The organism is Rahnella sp. GSA61A (genome assembly GCF_019969905.1).
Taxonomy (GTDB): domain Bacteria; phylum Pseudomonadota; class Gammaproteobacteria; order Enterobacterales; family Enterobacteriaceae; genus Rahnella; species Rahnella aceris.
Window position 1 is genome coordinate 1 of record NZ_JAHXYO010000011.1, and the last position, 18572, is coordinate 18572.

Below are 18572 nucleotides of genomic sequence, written 5' to 3' on the forward strand. Positions count from 1 at the left end.
CAAACTCTTCAATTAAAAGTTCGATTTGCTTCAACAAGTGAAGCGGTGCTCAGAGATTACTTCGTAATAATTCAACTAAATGAATTACTGCTTGGTCACTCTAAGACTTGATATTTTTTGCCACCGAAGTGGCTGATATCGTCTTGTGAGTGCCCACACAGATTGTCTGATAAATTGTTAAAGAGCATGCCGCGGTTCGCAAGGAATCTTATGCGGCGCGGGAGGCGTATATTACGTTTTCCCGCTGAAGAGTCAAGAGATTATTCATTCGAACATTCTTCTTTTTCTCTTCCCGTCCGGGCGACTTGTCAGTCGTTGTTCCCGGTCAGTGGAGGCGCATTATAGGGAGTTCTCAGAAGGCCGCAACCCCTAATTTCACTTTTTTCACCAACCGTTCATTAATCCGTCAATTTCGTCCAAAATGGACAAATACCGGTCGTTTTTCGCTAAAAACACACCAGTTTCAAGCCAGAGGCTGGAGTAAACTCTCCTTCATAATTAAGAGAAAGACATTCAGGAATACCTTACATGCTACTTAATGCACATCAACAGGCAGCTCAACGTAACCTTTCTTACCTGCTGGCGGAGAAAATTGCACAACGCGTTTTGTCTGGGGAGTATCCGGAAGGGGCTATTCTTCCTGGCGAGAATGAGTTAGGAGAGATTTTTGGTGTCAGCCGGACGGCCGTACGTGAAGCAGTAAAAACGCTGGCGGCTAAGGGAATGCTTTTACCCCGTCCGCGTATTGGTACCCGGGTAATGCCACAATCGAGCTGGAACTTTCTCGATCAGGAATTGCTGACCTGGTGGATGACCCGTGAAAACTTCGATCAGGTGATGGCGCATTTTATTGTTTTACGCAAAGCACTCGAACCTCAGGCTTGTGCGTTAGCCGCACTCGCTGCCAGTAAAGAGCAAAAGCATCAGCTCTCTCTATATATGTATGAAATGCGCCAGTTGCATAACAGCTTTGATCGGGAACACTGGATAACGGTAGATACGCAGTTTCACCAGCTAATCTATGAAGCGGGGAAAAATCCTTTTCTGACCTCTTTTGCGAATTTATTCAGTTCAGTGTATCAGAGCTATTTTCGGGCAATTACAGGCAATGAAGTGATTAAACTGGAACATCACCAGCGGCTGACGGATGCCATTCTGGCCGGTGATGCCAATGCCGCACTTCTGGAATGCCAGAGCCTGTTACTTGCTGATGAATGATCCCACAGACTGACGGACTACCAGCTCTGGGGTGAGCACTAAAATCTGAGGCTCTGAAGCCGGGTCTTGCAACCGATGCAGTAATGCATCAACCGCCAGTTCTCCCAGTGAGTCTTTAGGCTGATGGATTGTTGTCAGCGGCGGCATCATATATTGCGCCAGCTGGATATCATCGTACCCCATCACGGCTACATCATCGGGAACACGCAATCCACGCTGATAAAGTGCCTGATATACGCCAACAGCCATCGCATCGTTACTGGCGAAAACCGCATGCGGCGGTTCGGGCAGCGCCAGCAACTGCTGCATTGCGGCTAATCCGCCTTCAAATTCAAAATCACTACACACCTCATAACCAGGTAAAATCTTCAAACCGGCTTTTTCCATGGCCTGACGATATCCACTCAGCCGTTCCTGTGCGGTGGTTTTATCCAACGGGCCGGTAATGCAGGCGATGCGATGATATCCCTGACGGATTAAAAACTCCGTCGCCATTTCGCCGCCCAGCAACGCGTTATCCTGAATAATATCTATCGCGCCATCAAACGGTGACCAGTCCATCATCACAATCGGCAGTGACGGATAACGGCTGATAACGTCTTTCGAGGGTCGGTGGTTTTCGGTGCACATGATCAGCAGTCCGTCGACCCGCTTTTGCAACAGCGTTTCCAGGCTGCGGTTCATGCGTTCGGCGTCATTATCGGTATTACATAAAATGAGGCTGTAGCCGCGTTCATAACAACTACGCTCCACCCCACGCACCACTTCCGAATAGAACGGGTTACTGCTGGCGGTCAGTAACATGCCGAGGGTGCGTGTCTGGTTCAGCTTAAGGCTGCGGGCCAAGGCGGAAGGCGCGTAATTGAGTTGTTCAACGGCAGCATTCACTTTCTCAGCGATGGATTCACTGACAAAACGATTCTTGTTGATCACATGGGAAACGGTAGAGGTTGAAACGCCCGCGAGGCGGGCGACATCTTTCATGGTGGCCAATCAGGCCTCCTGTTGTGCGAGGAAATCGTCTATTTCTTTGCGCCACGGGACGGAAGGTTGTGCGCCAGGACGCGTCACGGCAATCGCTGCTGCGGCGTGTGCGAATCGTACTGCGCTGTCCATCGGTTTGCCTTCCAGCAGGGCTGTGACTAACGCGCCGTTAAAGGTATCACCTGCTGCTATCGTATCGACAGCTTTTACACGGAACCCCGCCACTAACTTTCCTTCTCCGTTCTGGCTGAGCCAGACGCCTTTACTGCCCAGCGTAATGATGACAGTCGTGATGCCTTTGTCATGTAAAGCGTTTGCGGCGCGAGCGGCATCTTCATTACTGTCGACTTTAATTCCCGTCAGCTTTTCAGCTTCAGTTTCGTTCGGGGTGATTATATCCACCCGTGCCAGCAATTCATCGGGCAATTCACAGGCCGGAGCCGGATTAAGGATCACCTGCGTACCGTTGTCTTTAGCGATCTTCGATGCTGCGATCACCGTTTCAAGCGGAGATTCAAGTTGCATTAATAAAGCAGAAGCACCAATGACCTGCTGTTTATAGCGATCAAGATATTCAGGCGTGACGGCTTTATTTGCCCCCGCATCTATGCCAATAACATTCTCACCTTCCGCATTCACGAAAATCAGCGCTACGCCAGTGGTGGTGTCTTTAATGGCTTCGATGGGGTGCGTATCAATATGGTCACTGGCCAGCTGTTTGCGAACTCGCTCGCCAATATCGTCATCTCCCACACAGGCAATAAAAGAAATATCAGCGCCACTGCGACCGGCTGCAACAGCCTGATTCGCCCCTTTACCGCCAAAGGCTACGGTGTATTGCTTACCGATAACCGTTTCGCCCGGTTTCGGGAAGTGGTTGATATTCAGAATGTGGTCAGCGTTGATACTGCCGAGTACCACCAGTTTGCCGGTTTTCATGTGGAGATCCCTGAGTCAAATAGCGCCTCCATCAGGAGGCGCAGTTACAGCATCGATAAAAAGAGTATTACGGCTGAGCAACCAGTTTCAAATCAACAGGGATAACAGCCGGCACTTTCTCGCCTTTGAGTACTTTATCTGCAGTCTGAACGCCGATCACACCGATTTGTTCAGGACGCTGTGCCACAGTCGCGCCCATTTTGCCGCTGTTAACGGCTTTGATACCGTCGTCGGTGCCATCAAAGCCAACGACCAGCACATCCGTTTTACCGGCAGTCTGCAGGGCGCGCAATGCACCGAGCGCCATTTCGTCATTCTGAGCGAACACGGCCTGCACGTCCTGATGCGCAGTCAGCAGATTCTGCATGACATTCAGGCCCTTGGTGCGGTCGAAGTCAGCAGGCTGGCTGGCGAGGATCTGGAAATGGTGTTTTTCAGCGGCCTGAGCGAAACCTTTACCGCGTTCACGGGCAACAGACGTCCCGGCGATACCTTCGAGTTCAATGACTTTAGCGTTTTCGCCCAGTTTTTTGGCGATGTAATCACCGGCCATTTTCCCCCCGAAGGCGTTATCAGACGCAACGTGGCTGGCGACAACACCCTTAGTAGCCTGACGGTCAAGAGTGATCACCGGGATTTTCGCCTGGTTTGCCATCGCAACGGCATTGCCTACCGCATCAGAATCCGTCGGGTTGATCAGCATCAGCTTGGTGCCACGAACCGTCAGGTCCTGTACGTTTGCCAGCTCTTTCGCCGGGTTGTTCTGAGAATCAAGAACCACCAGGTTATAACCCAGTTTGTCCGCTTCTTTTTGCGCGCCGTCTTTCATGGAGACGAAGAACGGATTGTTCAGCGTGGAAACGACCAGCGCAATGGTGTCTTTCGCCAGAACGTTAGCACTGAAAGAAGCGGTGATCGCTGCGGCGGAAACCCAGACAGCCAGTTTTTTCATATTCATGGTCATAAGTCCTGTAGGAGAGTTTATTTGTTGCTTTTGTTATCCACCAGAACCGCCAGCAGGATGACAACTGCTTTTACGATCATCTGGTAGTAGGAAGAAACACCTAATAAGTTCAAACCGTTATTCAGGAAGCCAAGGATCAATGCACCGATCAGCGTTCCAACAATGCGTCCTTTACCCCCGGACAGGCTGGTTCCCCCTAATACCACTGCGGCAATCGCATCCAGCTCATAACCCGTACCTGCGTTGGGCTGCGCAGAAGATAAGCGCGCCACTTCGATGATACTGGCCAGAGCGGCTAACAAACCACACAGGGAGTAGACGATAATTTTGACTTTATCGACGCTGATACCTGACAGACGCGTAGCGGATTCGTTACCGCCCAGCGCGTAGATATAACGCCCCAGCCGGGTGTGATGCAGCATGTACCATGCCGCAATAAACACCACAGCCATCAGCCAGACAGGTGTCGGGATACCCAGCGGGCGACCGATACCAAACCAGCCAAAAACATCAGCGACATCATTAAAGCCGGTACTGATCGGGCTGCCGTTGGTGTACACCATCGTAATACCACGCAGCAGCAACATCATGACCAGCGTAGCGATAAACGCCTGGACTTTCCCTTTGGCCACAATCATTCCGGTGACGCCACCCACAGCCGCACCTAACGCCAGCGCGGCGCCAACGGCAACAAACGCATTCACTTCCAGCCCGACAATCGAGGCGGCAACGGCGCCGGTCAGCGCCAGCAAAGAGCCGACGGATAAATCGATCCCGGACGTCAGGATCACCAGTGTCATGCCGACGGCCATAATGGCGTTAACGGACGTTTGCTGAAGGATGTTAAACAGGTTATTGACCGTAAAGAAATTCGGGCTCATGGAAGAGACCACGGCAATCAACACCAGCAGCGCAATCAGAGACTTTTGCTCCAACAACCACTCTTTACTGATCCAGCGCTTTTTGGCTGGCAATGTCTGAGAACTCATATCTGATTACTCCTGCGTCACGCCGTATTGCTTGCCGACAGCGGCAGCCATCAACACTTCCTGCGTAGCCTGTTCTATCGGGAATTCACCGCTTAAATGGCCTTCATGCATCACCAAAACCCGGTCACTCATACCGATCACTTCCGGCATTTCTGAGGAAACCAAAATGATACTCAGCCCTTCGCGCTTGAACTGGTTTATAAGCTGGTAAATCTCTTTCTTGGCACCAACGTCAACGCCGCGCGTCGGTTCATCGAGGATCAGGACTTTCGGCCGCGTCATTAATCCACGGGCAATTGCCACTTTTTGCTGATTACCGCCGGAAAGCAGGCCGATGGTCTGCATCATCGACGGCGTTTTGATATTGAAGAGGCGGATGAAATCGCCGACAGCCTGCTGTTCTTCCGCATGTTTAAGACGTCCGCCAGCGTGGCTGAAATAACGCAGCGCCGTCAGCGACATGTTTTCTTTCACTGACATGCCCAGAACTAAGCCATCGCGCTTGCGGTCTTCAGAGATATAAACAATGCCGTTTGCCAGCCCGTCCTGCGGTGAGTGTGTCACCACTTCGCGGCCATCGAGCGCCACATAACCACTTTTACGCGGTAAGGCTCCGTAGAGAATTTTCATCAGTTCGGTACGGCCTGCGCCCATCAGACCGGAAATCCCCAGAATTTCGCCGCTGTACAGATCAAAGCTGACGTTATCCACGCCCGGCCCGCTGACATCGCGTACCTGCAAACGCAGCGCACCGCGTTCATGATTAATGCGCGGGTATTGCTCTTCGAGGCGACGGCCCACCATCATTTCAATCAGCGTGTCTTCTTCAAGCGAACTGACCGGCCGCTCTGCAATAAACTGCCCGTCACGGAACACCGTCACGTCGTCGCAGATTTCGAAAATTTCTTTCATGCGGTGGGAGATATACACCACACCGCAACCGGCGGCTTTCAGTTCCCGGATCACGTTAAATAAAGAAGCGGTTTCGGTATCGGTCAGGGCATCCGTCGGTTCATCCATAATGATGACTTTGGATTCAAAGCTCAGCACTTTGGCAATTTCGACCATCTGCTGGTCGCCGATGGATAAATCGCCTACCAGCCGGTCGCTTTTGTAACGCAGATTCAGGCGCGCCAGCAGTTTATCGGCCTCGGCATACATCTTTTTCCAGTTGATGCGGCCAAAACCGTTCACAAACTCACGGCCCAGGAAGATATTTTCAGCAATCGTCAGTTGGGGGATCAGGTTTAATTCCTGATGAATGATACCAATCCCGGCTTCCTGAGAGGCTTTAGGGCCACTGAAAACCGCTTCCTTGCCAAGAAAATGCACTGAGCCGGCATCTTTCTGATAGATGCCGGTCAGCACTTTCATCATGGTGGACTTGCCCGCGCCGTTTTCTCCCACCAGCGCCATTACACGTCCCGGATAGACGCTGAGCGCCGCGCCGGAAAGTGCTTTTACGCCGGGAAAGGCTTTATCAATGCCTGTCAGTTGCAGCAAAGGTTGCATAAAGGCCTCAGAAGGTTACGCCAGCACACAGAATAACGTTCGCATAAGGCGAACATTCCCCGCTGCGGATCACAGCCCGACTTTTTTCGCTTTGTGCTTTGAATGACTCATGACTGACGTAATCCAAAGCAATGGTGTTTCCCTGGTGTTGTTCGAGTTGTGTCAATTGGGCGAGCAACGCTTCATGGAGTTGAGGATTTTTAGTGAGGATTTCCTCGGCGAGGATAGCCCGCTCAACCTGCATCTCATGTGTCACTACCTCTAAGACTTGTAAAAAGGTGGGAACTCCCTGGGTCAGGGCCAGATCGATGCGTTGGCAAGCTGCTGGCACCGGAAGTCCGGCATCGCCAATAACCAGCTGATCGGTGTGACCTAACCGGGCAATAACATGTGAGATTTCGGCATTTAACAGCGGTGACTTCTTCATTGTGAACTCCTACAGCGAAACGTTTCGCTCACCGATGAGTTTATAAAGATCCCCGGCCATCGCAACGGAGTTATGATGGAATTGTGATCAGCGTCGAAACGTTTCGCTGAATAATTAAGAAACCGCAGGGAAATTTGAGTTAGTCGTTTCAGAAAGGAGAAAGAGAAAATAAAACAGGGCACCCGAAGGTGCCCTGCGAGCAGTAGAAATGAGGATCAGATTTCTACCTGCGTACCGAGTTCGATTACGCGGTTCGGCGGAATTTCAAACTGATCTGGCGCGCGTAAGGCGTTGCGGCTGAGCGCCATAAAGAGTTTGCCACGGAAGTAGAGATACCAGGGGCGCTTGGTCAGGATCAGTGATTCGTGCGACATAAAGAATGACGTTTCCATCATCCGGCACGGCAATCCTTCCAGACCGCAACGGTGGAACACTTCCTCCACGTTCGGCGTTTCTTTAAATCCGTAGCTGGCGACCACACGCCAGAACGTCGGCGAAAGCTGTTCGATGGTGACGCGCCGGACGTTATGTACATAAGGCGCATCTTCGGTGCGTAACGTCAGCAGTACCACACGCTCATGCAACACTTTGTTGTGTTTGAGATTGTGCAGCAACGCAAACGGAATGACGTTGATGGCGCGCGACATATACACAGCCGTACCCGGAACACGCACCGGCGGGGATTTCTCCAGAGAGGCGATCATCGCTTCCAGGGAATTCCCATGCTCGTTCATGCGGCGCATAAGGCGGAAGCGCTCGCTTTTCCAGGTCGTCATAACGATAAACATGCACAAACCCAGCGTCAGCGGCAACCAACCGCCGGAGAACAGTTTAGTAGCGTTCGCCGCGAACAGCGGGATATCCATAAACAGCAGACCGATCAGCAAAAGCCCGACCAGGAAAGGTTTCCAGTGCCAGTTTTTGAGTGCCACCGTACAGGAAAGAATACTGGTCAGCACCATCGTACCGGTCACTGCGATACCGTATGCCGCTGCCAGATTGCTCGAATGCTCGAAGCTGGCGATAACGATAACCACCGCAAAGTACAGCAACCAGTTAATGGCCGGGATGTAAATCTGGCCTGCTTCCATTTCTGAAGTGTGGATGATGCGCATTGGCGGTAGATAGCCTAAACGCACAGCCTGACGCGTCAGGGAGAACACACCGGAGATAACAGCCTGAGACGCGATAATGGTGGCCAGCGTTGCCAGCACCAGTAACGGGATCAAAGCCCAGTCAGGCGCCAGCAGGAAGAACGGGTTTTTAATCGACTCCGGATCTTTGAGCAGCAATGCGCCCTGACCGAAGTAGTTCAGCACCAGAGAAGGCAGCACCACTGTGAACCAGGCCAGACGGATCGGGAATTTCCCGAAGTGGCCCATATCCGCATACAGCGCTTCCACGCCGGTAATCGACAGAACGACCGCGCCAAGTGCCAGGAAGGAAAACGACTTATGCTCGATAAAGAAGTTAACCGCCCACATCGGGTTCATGGCGCGAAGTACTTCAGGGTTCTGCATGATGCTGTTCACGCCGAGAACAGCCAGCGTCAGGAACCACAACAACATCACCGGCGCAAACAGTTTGCCCACGATGCCAGTGCCGTGTTTCTGAATAATAAAAAGCAGCGTCAGGACAGTAATAGATAAGGGGACGATATAAGGATCAAGTGAAGGTGCTGCGATTTCCAGACCTTCCATCGCGGAAAGAACAGAAATAGCCGGAGTGATCACCACTTCACCATAGAAGAAACTTCCGCCGATCAGGCCGAGAATGACCAAAACGGCAGTGGTGCGTGCCGAGGTGTTTCTGCCCGCCAGAGACATCAGCGTCAGAATACCGCCTTCGCCTGCGTTGTCCGCCCGCATCACGTAAGTGAGGTACTTGAGCGAAACAATGAGGATTAACATCCAGAAAATCAGAGAGAGAAAACCAAAAACGACGCTGGGTTCAACGTTGAAACCATAGTGACCAGAAAAACACTCTCTTAAGGTGTAGAGAGGACTGGTACCAATGTCGCCATAGACCACACCAATGGCGGCCAGGGTTACTGCTGGGAGTGACCGTTTATGTTCAGTGCTCATATTTCGTTTCTTTTTTGCTCGAACATCCGTAAGCGATGAGTGCGCTCGATCTTATGATGCCCACTAAAAGGCGCACAGTATGCACGAATAAATTGGATTGCCTACCCTTAAATGTGCAGCTAAACCGGCGTTCATATGAACGGGGTCACATTTCTGATAATAGAAAATTTTTAGTAATCAACAAGCTATAACGACAAAAATAAACGTGGCATATCGCTATTAGCCAGTACACTATTCAACAACTCAATGGAAACCGGAAGAGACAGTATGGCGCAATCTCCCCTTCTGGCAGAACGGATCGCCCGTCTTGCTAACGCATTAGAACATGGCCTGTACGAGCGGCAGGATGCCATAAGACTTTGCCTGCTGGCAGCCCTGTGCGGCGAAAGCGTTTTTCTGCTCGGCCCGCCAGGTATTGCAAAAAGCCTGATTGCCCGGCGCCTGAAATTTGCGTTCCGACATGCGCGCGCTTTTGAATATCTTATGACGCGCTTTTCCACGCCGGAAGAAGTCTTTGGCCCGCTCTCGATTCAGGCCCTGAAAGATGAAGGCCGCTATCTGCGTCTGACCGAAGGTTACTTGCCGGAAGCTGAAATTGTCTTCCTTGATGAAATCTGGAAAGCAGGCCCGGCCATCCTCAATACATTGCTCACCGCCATCAATGAACGCCGCTTCCGTAATGGCGAACGAGAAGAACCTATTCCGATGCGTCTGCTGGTCAGTGCGTCCAACGAATTACCCGAAGCCGATGGTGGCCTCGAAGCGCTGTACGACCGCATGCTGATCCGTCTGTGGTTGGATAAAGTGCAGGATAAGCAAAATTTTCGCTCACTGCTGACCAGCCGGAACAATGAAAACGCCAATCCGGTGGCAGAGTCCCTGAGTATCAGCGATGAAGAATACCAACAATGGCAGCCGGAGATCGACAAAGTCAATCTTTCAGACAGCTGCTTTGAACTGATCTTCCAGCTGCGCCAGCGCCTTGAAGCCCTGGATACGGCACCTTATGTCTCTGACCGTCGCTGGAAAAAAGCTCTGCGCCTGTTGCAGGCCTGCGCATTTTTCAGTGGCAGAAAAGCGATCACGCAGGTGGATCTGATCCTGCTGAAAGACTGTTTATGGCATGACCTTAATACTTATAACCTGCTGCAAACCCAGATTGAGCAACTGATCACCGAACAGGCTTATCAGCAGCAGACACTGCTGATGAAAATTCAGCAGCTGAATCAGCAATGGATGCAACATCAGCAGCAACAGAGTTCGCGTCAGTCAATCAAACTGAGCAAGAAAGCCGGCATTTTCAGCCGCAAGCCACAGTACAGCCTGCCTGAATCACTTAACACCACCAACCTGACCCTGTTATTGCAAACGCCTTTACACCTGCATGAAATAAAAGTCACACACCTGTTATTCGAACGCATCATCCTGGAAGAGTGGCTAAATAAAGGAGGCGTACTGAAAGCCAAACTCAACGGGATTGGTTTTGTACAAACCGTGGATCTGGAAATCGATGACAAACAACAACTTCTGGTGCTGGATGTTAGCCGTCAGAGCACGCCGCTGACGCTGCCGGGCCATGAGCATATTGCCGTTCCCGACGAAATGAAAAATACGCTGAGTGACCTGACCGCAAAACTGGCGCAGCAGAGACATGAATTCAGCCAGCAGCAAAACTGTCTGTTTGTTCCGGCAGAATGGATGGCAAAAATAGAAGCCAGCCTGCTTCAGGTGGCTGAACAGTTGCGTCATCAGCAACAGACATTCAGTGGTCACTGATCATGTTCAGTCTCGAGTCACTGGATCTTCTGCTGGCCATCAGCGAAGCCGAACTGATTGAAGAACTGCTCGTCGGCTTGCTGGCTGCGCCAGCGCTGACGGTGTTCTTCGAGAAATTTCCCCGTCTCAAGCGTGCCCTGACCAAAGATCTCCCAGAATGGAAATTGCGCCTTCGCCAGAGGATCCACGAAACGCCGGTTCCCCAAGAGCTGGCGAAAGAATTCTATCTTTATCAGCATTGCCAGCAGATCGACGCCACGGCTTTTCAGTCCGGACTGCCTTCCCTCATCGATGAACTGGAGCAACTCAGCTCTCCCTTTGCCACTGAAGCCCGCACCTTACAGGAGAATAATGAAACCTCACGGACGGCGAAAACCGGCAACAGCTTTCATACCTTGTTCCTCCAGCGCTGGCGCCTGAACCTGACCTTCCAAACGGTGAACGTTCATCATCAGTTACTCGAACAAGAACAGGAGCAGTTGCAGGAAGAATTGCTGCAACGACTGCAGCTCAGCAGCGAGCTCTCTCCTTTATTAGCGGAGAACGATACGGCAGCAGGCCGGTTGTGGGATATGAGTAAAGGGAAGCGTCTGCGGGGTGATATTCAGTCGCTGGCGCGTTTCGGCGCTTTTCTTCAGCAGCAGCCTGAGCTGATGCATCTGGCAGAACAACTGGGGCGCAGCCAGACGGTCAAAACCAGTCCGCATGAAGATGCAAAAATGGAAACTCACCGGCTGATGGTGCGCGAACCCGCAACGGTGCCGGAAGAAGTGAACGGCATTCATCAGAGCGATGATATTTTGCGCCTGATGCCGACGGAGCTGGTAACACTGGGGCTCCCTGAGCTGGAATACGAATTTTACCGCCGTTTGCTGGAAAAGCGTCTGATGACATATCGCCTGCAAGGGGACGTCTGGCGCGAGAAAGTGGTCAAACGGCCTGTGGTCTATCAGCAACAGGAACCGCAACCGCGTGGACCTTTTGTCGTCTGCGTCGATACATCCGGTTCGATGGGGGGATTTAACGAACAGTGCGCCAAAGCGTTCTGTCTGGCGTTACTGAAAATCGCACTGGCTGATAACCGCCGATGTTACATCATGTTGTTTGCCAGTGAAGTGATCCATTATGAACTGACCTCCAACGGCGGCCTGGATCAGGCGCTGCGCTTTCTGGGGCAGCATTTTCGTGGTGGTACCGATCTGGCCGCCTGTCTGAATGCCACACTGGATAAACTCGCTTCTCCGCAGTGGGAGGATGCTGATGCCGTGGTGATCTCGGACTTTATCGCCCAGCGGTTGCCAGATGAAGTACAAAAGAAGGTCAGGGCGTTGCAACGGGAAAAACACCACCGCTTTCATGCCCTGGCAATGTCGCACTATGGCAAGCCCGGCATCCTGCGCATTTTCGATCATATCTGGCGCTTCGATACCGGCATGAAAAGCCGCGTACAGCGACGCTGGCAGAGAAATTAAGCCTAAAGAGAAAGATAATCATGACTGAAATTTATCAGCTCGACGAGCTGGATCGCGGGATCCTGAACGCCCTGATGGATAATGCCCGCACACCATATGCTGAACTGGCAAAAGTGTTCACCGTCAGCCCGGGGACGATCCACGTCCGCGTAGAAAAGATGAAACAAGCGGGCATCATTACCGGCGCGCATATTACCGTCAATCCTAAACAGCTGGGTTACGACGTATGCTGTTTTATTGGCATCATTTTGAAAAGTGCCAAGGATTATCCGTCGGCACTGAAAAAGCTCGAAAGTATAGAAGAAGTGGTCGAAGCCTATTACACCACTGGGCATTACAGCATTTTCATTAAGATCATGTGCCGCTCGATTGATTCCCTTCAGCACGTACTTATCAACAAGATCCAGACAATTGACGAGATCCAGTCGACCGAGACGCTGATCTCCCTGCAGAACCCCATCACACGTACCATCCAGCCCTGAACACTGATTTCTATACCCCTATTATCCACAGGTAGATCCCAGCTCATTCACAGCGTACAATAGCCTCCTTTTCCCGGGTGAGAGCATCATGTCTGACATTACCCTGATCAGTGGCAGTACGCTTGGCAGTGCCGAATATGTAGCAGAACACGTGGCTGAGAAACTGGAAGAAGCCGGTTTTTCCACTCAGATGTTCCATGGTCCGGAACTGTACGAAGTTCCGCAGGAAGGTATCTGGCTGATCGTGTGCTCGACACACGGTGCTGGTGAGCTGCCTGATAACCTGCAACCTTTTATGGAGCAGCTGGAAGATCAGCAACCCGATCTGTCAAAAGTACGCTTTGGTGCATTAGGTTTAGGCAGCAGTGAATATGACACCTTCTGTGGCGCGATCAGTTCTCTGGATCAAAAACTGACGTCATTAGGGGCAAAACGGATCGGTGATCGTCTTGAGATCGACGTGACTCAACACGAAATTCCTGAGGATCCGGCCGAGGTTTGGGTGATCAACTGGATTAATTTGATCAAATAAGTGTAAATTTCAGGCGATCAGATGTGGATAACTATGCTTAAAAGCAGGGTAAAACCCGTAGTTATCCCTCTAACAACTCCTGTACGCTTTTCATGCTGTGCATAACTCTCACTTCTGATCCCAGCTTATACTGTCCAGGATCACCGATCATTCACAGCATTCGATCCTTCTTAGCATACTGATCTTCATAAACAAAAAAGACTTATGCACAGAGGATCGCGATCCTAATAGAAGTATTAATAAGAGATCTTTAAATAAAAAAGATCTTCTTTTAATTAGTGAAGATCCCCGGGGACTTGTGGAAGCTCAAAACTTGAGTAGAATCCCTCCTCCCAACGCCATACAAAGAAAGTTCGCTTGAACGCCGAGGTGCAGTCGCATGTTTTATCCGGATCAATTTGACGTCATCATCATAGGTGGTGGTCATGCAGGTACTGAAGCCGCAATGGCTTCTGCACGCATGGGACGTCAGACCTTATTATTAACCCACAATATCGACACGCTGGGACAGATGTCGTGTAACCCGGCAATTGGCGGGATCGGGAAAGGACATCTGGTAAAAGAAGTCGACGCATTGGGCGGACTGATGGCTACGGCTATCGATCATGCGGGTATTCAGTTTAGGATACTAAACGCAAGCAAAGGCCCGGCAGTCAGGGCAACACGTGCTCAAGCTGACCGCGTTCTGTACCGTCAGGCCGTCCGTACCGCCCTGGAAAACCAGCCAAACCTGATGATCTTCCAGCAACCTGTTGAAGACCTGATCGTCGAAAACGATCGTGTGGTCGGTGCTGTGACCAAAATGGGGCTGAAATTCCGCGCTAAAGCGGTTGTACTGACTGTCGGCACCTTCCTGGACGGAAAGATCCACATAGGTCTGGAAAACTACAGCGGTGGCCGTGCAGGGGATCCTCCGGCGATCTCTTTGTCTCAACGTTTGCGTGAATTGCCTTTACGCGTTAACCGTCTTAAAACCGGTACACCTCCGCGTATTGATGCCCGGACCATTGATTTCAGTGTTCTGGCACAACAGCATGGTGATAATCCGGCACCGGTATTCTCGTTCATGGGCAATGTGTCGCAACATCCGCGCCAGATCCCGTGTTACATGACCTATACCAACGAAAAAACCCATGACGTGATCCGCAATAATCTGGATCGCAGCCCGATGTATGCCGGGATCATCGAAGGGATCGGCCCGCGTTACTGCCCGTCGATCGAAGATAAAGTCATGCGTTTTGCCGATCGCAATTCTCATCAGATCTTCCTTGAACCGGAAGGCCTGACCAGCAATGAAGTTTATCCAAACGGAATTTCCACCAGCCTGCCATTCGATGTGCAGATGCAGATCGTCCGGTCTATGCAGGGGATGGAAAATGCCGTTATTGTTCGTCCGGGTTATGCGATTGAATACGATTTCTTCGATCCGCGTGATTTGAAACCGACGCTGGAAAGTAAATTTATCGCCGGTCTGTTCTTTGCCGGACAAATCAACGGTACGACGGGTTACGAAGAAGCCGCTGCACAGGGCTTACTCGCTGGCATGAATGCTGCCCGTAGTGCCAGCGAAGAAGAGGGCTGGGCGCCACGTCGCGATCAAGCTTATCTCGGTGTGCTGGTTGATGACCTGTGTACGCTGGGCACCAAAGAACCGTACCGGATGTTTACATCACGCGCTGAATATCGACTGATGCTGCGCGAAGACAATGCCGATTTACGCCTGACAGAAAAAGGCCGTGAATTAGGTCTGGTTGACGATGCCCGCTGGGCGCGGTTCAACGAAAAACTGGAAATGATCGAACAGGAACGTCAGCGTCTGCGTGGTATCTGGGTGAACCCTCATCACGCGCAGGTTGAAGAGATTAATGCACATCTTTCTGCACCGCTTTCTAAAGAAGCCAGTGCAGAAGAACTGCTGCGTCGTCCTGAAATGACCTATGAGCTGATTACCCGTCTTTCTCCGTTCGCACCTTCTGTCCCGGATGTGCAGGCAGCAGAACAGGTTGAAATTCAGATCAAATATGAAGGCTATATCGCCCGTCAGCAGGAAGAGATCGAAAAACAGCAGCGTAACGAAAACACTGTGTTGCCTGTTGATCTTGATTACCGCCAGGTTAATGGTCTTTCCAATGAAGTGATCGCCAAGCTTAACGATCACAAGCCGACCTCCATTGGTCAGGCATCGCGGATCTCGGGTATTACGCCGGCAGCTATCTCGATCTTGCTGATCTGGCTTAAAAAACAAGGCTTACTGCGCCGTAGCGCATAACTCACCTCTCTTATGACCGCCCTTTGAAAACAAAGCGGCGGTCAGTTCTTACTTTTCCCATCTTTCTGAGTGTTTTATCATTTCTCAACCGGGCTGTTCCCGAATATCGACTCTTTCTGAGGATTCACTGTGCAAAAGAAACTGGACTCGCTGCTTGCTGCGGCAGGAATAGCGTTACCCGATCAGCAAAAACAGCAACTGATTGGCTATGTGGAACTGCTGCATAAGTGGAACAAAGCCTATAACCTGACGTCTGTCCGTGACCCGATGCAGATGCTGGTACGCCATATCATGGACAGCATCGTAGTAAATGAGCATCTGCAGGGCAGCCGTTTCATCGACGTAGGCACAGGCCCTGGTTTACCGGGAATTCCTCTTGCCATCGTTCGCCCTGATTCACACTTTACGCTGCTGGACAGCCTGGGTAAGCGCGTACGCTTCCTGCGTCAGGTTCAGCATGAACTGGGGCTGAAAAATATCGAACCGGTACAAAGTCGTGTGGAAGAGTTTGAGCCAGACCCGTTGTTTGATGGGGTGATCAGCCGTGCTTTTGCGTCCCTGCAGGATATGCTTTCCTGGTGCCATCACCTGCCACAAAAAGGGCAGGGGCGTTTTTACGCCTTAAAAGGGGTGAGCCCTGATGATGAAATGGCGCTATTGCCGGAAGGTATCACTTTGGAATCGGTCATAAAACTGCAGGTACCAGAACTTGACGGGGAACGGCATCTCGTCATTCTTAGCTCAAACTAAAGTTGCGTTTTATCAAAAAATATTTAAAAAGCGCATGTGTTATTGCAGTTAAAATGAGCAGGCTAATTATATAGCGGTGACAAACACTCAATCACCGCTTTTTTACAGACTGATAGCATTTCAGAGATGTTTTTATTTTAATCCGGACTGTAATAGTCACTTTTGAAATTGAACGGTCATCAACCGGCTGATATTGAACTTGTAATGAAAATGTTGTTATTTGTTGGGTTGTTGTGTCAATAAATCGTGGTTATTTTTAAAGAAGATTGTTTAACGAACAGTGTTTTATTAACAAATTGATTTATAAAGATTTTAAAAGGCCTGATTAGCTAAAGACATTCAAACAGTGCAGGGTATATAAAGTGTCATGAGTTAATTATGTGATCCAGTGCACGCTTCTTTGTCGGGTGATGAAATAACCGTATCAAACCAAAAAGGGCAAATTCAGCTATAGTTTGGTTGTCAAAATAGTCGTGAAGGGGAAAATTTAAATAATTGTTCACCTTTTCGCTACTTATCCATTGAATTCGTCCCTGTGCCCCGTATAATTTGCTCGGTTTTTGCTGCTTGACTCAAAACAGTAAAGGCAGTGATATACGGCATTCAGTCTACCTCCAGCTAGGTACTTGATACGGAGAGAACAAACGTCATGTCTGTATCCGGTATTTTACACAGTACAAATAGTGTGAAGGTTGCCAGAAAGCTGTTGATACTGCAGTTATTGACCTTTGTTCTGCTCAGTGCAGTATTTGGTTTTAAAAGCCTGGAATGGACCACATCGGCTCTTATGGGTGGGTTGGCCGCCTGGGTGCCAAATGTACTGTTCATGCTGTTTGCATGGCGCCATCAGGCGCAAACAACGGTCTCTGGACGGGTTGCCTGGTCCTTTGCAATCGGAGAAGCGCTGAAGGTGCTGGTTACGGTGATCTTAATGGTTATCGCACTTGGCCTGTTTAAGGCGGCTTTTGCTCCGTTGGGGTTGGCCTATTTATCGGTGTTGATGACTCAGATTTTGGCACCGGCCGTCATTAACAGTTACCGTACTTAACTACTAAAGGGTAAGAGGCATCATGTCTGCATCAGGAGAAATCTCTACTCCACAAGAGTATATCGGTCACCATCTGACTCAGCTTCAGATTGGGACGGGATTCTGGTCGATTAACATCGATTCGATGTTTTTCTCCGTGTTCCTCGGAGTACTCTTTCTGGTTATTTTCCATCGCGTAGCCAAAAACGCCACCAGCGGTGTCCCGGGTAAACTGCAAACCGCAGTTGAACTGGTCGTTGGTTTCGTCGACAGCAGCGTACGTGACATGTATCACGGCAAAAGCAAAGTGATTGCACCTCTCGCGCTGACCGTCTTCGTCTGGGTGTTTATGATGAACCTGATGGATTTGCTGCCAATCGATTTGTTGCCGACTATCGGTGAAAAATTGCTTGGTCTGCCAGCGTTGCGTGTGGTTCCTACGGCTGACGTGAACATCACGTTGTCCATGGCACTCGGCGTATTCATTCTGATTCTTTTCTATAGCATTAAGATGAAAGGCTTTGGCGGTTTCATTAAAGAACTGACAATGCAGCCATTCAATCATCCGGTTTTCATTCCGATTAACCTGATTCTTGAAGGTGTCAGCCTGCTGTCTAAACCAGTTTCACTGGGTCTGCGACTGTTTGGCAATATGTATGCGGGTGAGTTGATCTTCATCCTTATTGCTGGCCTGTTGCCGTGGTGGTCACAGTGGATTCTAAATGTGCCTTGGGCCATTTTCCACATCCTGATCATTACGCTGCAAGCCTTTATTTTCATGGTTCTGACGATTGTCTATCTCTCGATGGCATCTGAAAAACACTGATTTTCTTTCAACACTACTGCGTTTTAACTGAAACAAACTGGAGACTGTCATGGAAAACCTGAGTATGGATCTGCTGTACATGGCTGCCGCTGTGATGATGGGCCTGGCGGCAATCGGTGCTGCAATCGGTATCGGCATCTTGGGTGGTAAATTCTTGGAAGGTGCTGCACGTCAGCCTGACCTGATCCCTCTGTTGCGTACACAGTTCTTTATCGTTATGGGTCTGGTCGATGCAATCCCAATGATTGCGGTTGGTCTGGGTCTGTACGTGATGTTTGCTGTCGCCTAACACTGAGCTTGCTCACTGTTAATCGAACTACA

General features: G+C 50.5%; 17 protein-coding genes. 10 read left to right on the top strand and 7 right to left on the bottom strand.

Annotated elements, in window-relative coordinates:
• Nucleotides 1–528 precede the first annotated feature (528 nt).
• Entirely contained in the window at nt 529–1218 is a 690-nt protein-coding gene (locus tag LC431_RS14830; RefSeq protein WP_013577664.1) for a FadR/GntR family transcriptional regulator, read from the top strand.
• Here the strand turns inward: LC431_RS14830 and rbsR are convergent.
• The 7 genes from rbsR to kup all read right to left on the bottom strand — a co-directional run bounded on the left by rbsR (nt 1201) and on the right by kup (nt 9117).
• On the bottom strand, nt 1201–2211 hold the full coding sequence (rbsR, locus tag LC431_RS14835) for a ribose operon transcriptional repressor RbsR (RefSeq protein ID WP_013577665.1): 1011 nt from the start codon (nt 2209–2211) through the stop codon (nt 1201–1203). The two genes, LC431_RS14830 and rbsR, sit on opposite strands and share 18 nt — an antisense overlap.
• Nucleotides 2212–3141 (bottom strand): ribokinase, encoded by a 930-nt coding sequence (gene rbsK, locus LC431_RS14840; RefSeq protein WP_112152013.1) that lies wholly within the window; start codon nt 3139–3141, stop codon nt 2212–2214.
• A 67-nt stretch (nt 3142–3208) separates the two neighbouring features.
• The gene (gene rbsB, locus LC431_RS14845; protein WP_013577667.1) at nt 3209–4099 is read right to left on the bottom strand and encodes a ribose ABC transporter substrate-binding protein RbsB; all 891 of its coding nucleotides are present in this window, start codon (nt 4097–4099) and stop codon (nt 3209–3211) included.
• A gap of 23 nt (nt 4100–4122) precedes the next feature.
• Nucleotides 4123–5094 carry a ribose ABC transporter permease gene (gene rbsC / locus LC431_RS14850; protein WP_013577668.1) on the bottom strand — a complete coding sequence of 324 codons (972 nt, stop codon included), beginning with the start codon at nt 5092–5094 and terminating at the stop codon, nt 4123–4125.
• 6 nt (nt 5095–5100) lie between these two features.
• The gene (rbsA, locus tag LC431_RS14855) at nt 5101–6606 is read right to left on the bottom strand and encodes a ribose ABC transporter ATP-binding protein RbsA (protein ID WP_013577669.1); all 1506 of its coding nucleotides are present in this window, start codon (nt 6604–6606) and stop codon (nt 5101–5103) included.
• Nucleotides 6607–6613: 7 nt separating this feature from the next.
• Nucleotides 6614–7033 carry a D-ribose pyranase gene (gene rbsD / locus LC431_RS14860; RefSeq protein ID WP_013577670.1) on the bottom strand — a complete coding sequence of 140 codons (420 nt, stop codon included), beginning with the start codon at nt 7031–7033 and terminating at the stop codon, nt 6614–6616.
• A 215-nt stretch (nt 7034–7248) separates the two neighbouring features.
• Nucleotides 7249–9117: a low affinity potassium transporter Kup gene (gene kup, locus LC431_RS14865; protein ID WP_095924060.1), complete on the bottom strand. Its 1869-nt coding sequence runs from the start codon at nt 9115–9117 to the stop codon at nt 7249–7251.
• Between the two features lie 267 nt (nt 9118–9384).
• On the opposite strand from kup, the gene ravA reads away from it, so the two are divergent.
• The 9 genes from ravA to atpE all read left to right on the top strand — a co-directional run bounded on the left by ravA (nt 9385) and on the right by atpE (nt 18540).
• Nucleotides 9385–10893 (top strand): ATPase RavA, encoded by a 1509-nt coding sequence (gene ravA / locus LC431_RS14870; protein ID WP_223510037.1) that lies wholly within the window; start codon nt 9385–9387, stop codon nt 10891–10893.
• A 2-nt stretch (nt 10894–10895) separates the two neighbouring features.
• Nucleotides 10896–12365 carry an ATPase RavA stimulator ViaA gene (gene viaA, locus LC431_RS14875; protein ID WP_112197581.1) on the top strand — a complete coding sequence of 490 codons (1470 nt, stop codon included), beginning with the start codon at nt 10896–10898 and terminating at the stop codon, nt 12363–12365.
• Nucleotides 12366–12385: 20 nt separating this feature from the next.
• Nucleotides 12386–12847 (top strand): transcriptional regulator AsnC, encoded by a 462-nt coding sequence (asnC, locus tag LC431_RS14880; RefSeq protein WP_013577674.1) that lies wholly within the window; start codon nt 12386–12388, stop codon nt 12845–12847.
• A gap of 88 nt (nt 12848–12935) precedes the next feature.
• Entirely contained in the window at nt 12936–13379 is a 444-nt protein-coding gene (gene mioC, locus LC431_RS14885) for an FMN-binding protein MioC (protein WP_013577675.1), read from the top strand.
• Between the two features lie 379 nt (nt 13380–13758).
• Nucleotides 13759–15648, top strand: a complete 1890-nt coding sequence (gene mnmG / locus LC431_RS14890; protein ID WP_112152011.1) for a tRNA uridine-5-carboxymethylaminomethyl(34) synthesis enzyme MnmG — start codon at nt 13759–13761, stop codon at nt 15646–15648.
• Nucleotides 15649–15777: 129 nt separating this feature from the next.
• Complete coding sequence (rsmG, locus tag LC431_RS14895) at nt 15778–16398, top strand: 16S rRNA (guanine(527)-N(7))-methyltransferase RsmG (RefSeq protein WP_013577677.1); 621 nt, start codon at nt 15778–15780, stop codon at nt 16396–16398.
• 649 nt (nt 16399–17047) lie between these two features.
• Nucleotides 17048–17446, top strand: a complete 399-nt coding sequence (gene atpI, locus LC431_RS14900; RefSeq protein ID WP_013577678.1) for a F0F1 ATP synthase subunit I — start codon at nt 17048–17050, stop codon at nt 17444–17446.
• A 22-nt stretch (nt 17447–17468) separates the two neighbouring features.
• Nucleotides 17469–18251, top strand: coding sequence for a F0F1 ATP synthase subunit A (atpB, locus tag LC431_RS14905; RefSeq protein ID WP_013577679.1), 783 nt, complete (start codon nt 17469–17471; stop codon nt 18249–18251).
• Nucleotides 18252–18300: 49 nt separating this feature from the next.
• Nucleotides 18301–18540 (top strand): F0F1 ATP synthase subunit C, encoded by a 240-nt coding sequence (gene atpE, locus LC431_RS14910; RefSeq protein ID WP_004093904.1) that lies wholly within the window; start codon nt 18301–18303, stop codon nt 18538–18540.
• Nucleotides 18541–18572 lie beyond the last annotated feature (32 nt).

Excerpts from the sequence above, each read along its gene's own strand:
- LC431_RS14830 (WP_013577664.1), top strand. The coding sequence starts at position 529 with ATGCTACTTAATGCACATCAACAGGCAGCTCAACGTAACCTTTCTTAC.
- rbsK (WP_112152013.1), bottom strand. The coding sequence starts at position 3,141 with ATGAAAACCGGCAAACTGGTGGTACTCGGCAGTATCAACGCTGACCAC.
- rbsB (WP_013577667.1), bottom strand. The coding sequence starts at position 4,099 with ATGAATATGAAAAAACTGGCTGTCTGGGTTTCCGCCGCAGCGATCACC.
- rbsC (WP_013577668.1), bottom strand. The coding sequence starts at position 5,094 with ATGAGTTCTCAGACATTGCCAGCCAAAAAGCGCTGGATCAGTAAAGAG.
- rbsA (WP_013577669.1), bottom strand. The coding sequence starts at position 6,606 with ATGCAACCTTTGCTGCAACTGACAGGCATTGATAAAGCCTTTCCCGGC.
- rbsD (WP_013577670.1), bottom strand. The coding sequence starts at position 7,033 with ATGAAGAAGTCACCGCTGTTAAATGCCGAAATCTCACATGTTATTGCC.
- kup (WP_095924060.1), bottom strand. The coding sequence starts at position 9,117 with ATGAGCACTGAACATAAACGGTCACTCCCAGCAGTAACCCTGGCCGCC.
- ravA (WP_223510037.1), top strand. The coding sequence starts at position 9,385 with ATGGCGCAATCTCCCCTTCTGGCAGAACGGATCGCCCGTCTTGCTAAC.
- viaA (WP_112197581.1), top strand. The coding sequence starts at position 10,896 with ATGTTCAGTCTCGAGTCACTGGATCTTCTGCTGGCCATCAGCGAAGCC.
- asnC (WP_013577674.1), top strand. The coding sequence starts at position 12,386 with ATGACTGAAATTTATCAGCTCGACGAGCTGGATCGCGGGATCCTGAAC.
- mioC (WP_013577675.1), top strand. The coding sequence starts at position 12,936 with ATGTCTGACATTACCCTGATCAGTGGCAGTACGCTTGGCAGTGCCGAA.
- mnmG (WP_112152011.1), top strand. The coding sequence starts at position 13,759 with ATGTTTTATCCGGATCAATTTGACGTCATCATCATAGGTGGTGGTCAT.
- atpI (WP_013577678.1), top strand. The coding sequence starts at position 17,048 with ATGTCTGTATCCGGTATTTTACACAGTACAAATAGTGTGAAGGTTGCC.
- atpB (WP_013577679.1), top strand. The coding sequence starts at position 17,469 with ATGTCTGCATCAGGAGAAATCTCTACTCCACAAGAGTATATCGGTCAC.
- atpE (WP_004093904.1), top strand. The coding sequence starts at position 18,301 with ATGGAAAACCTGAGTATGGATCTGCTGTACATGGCTGCCGCTGTGATG.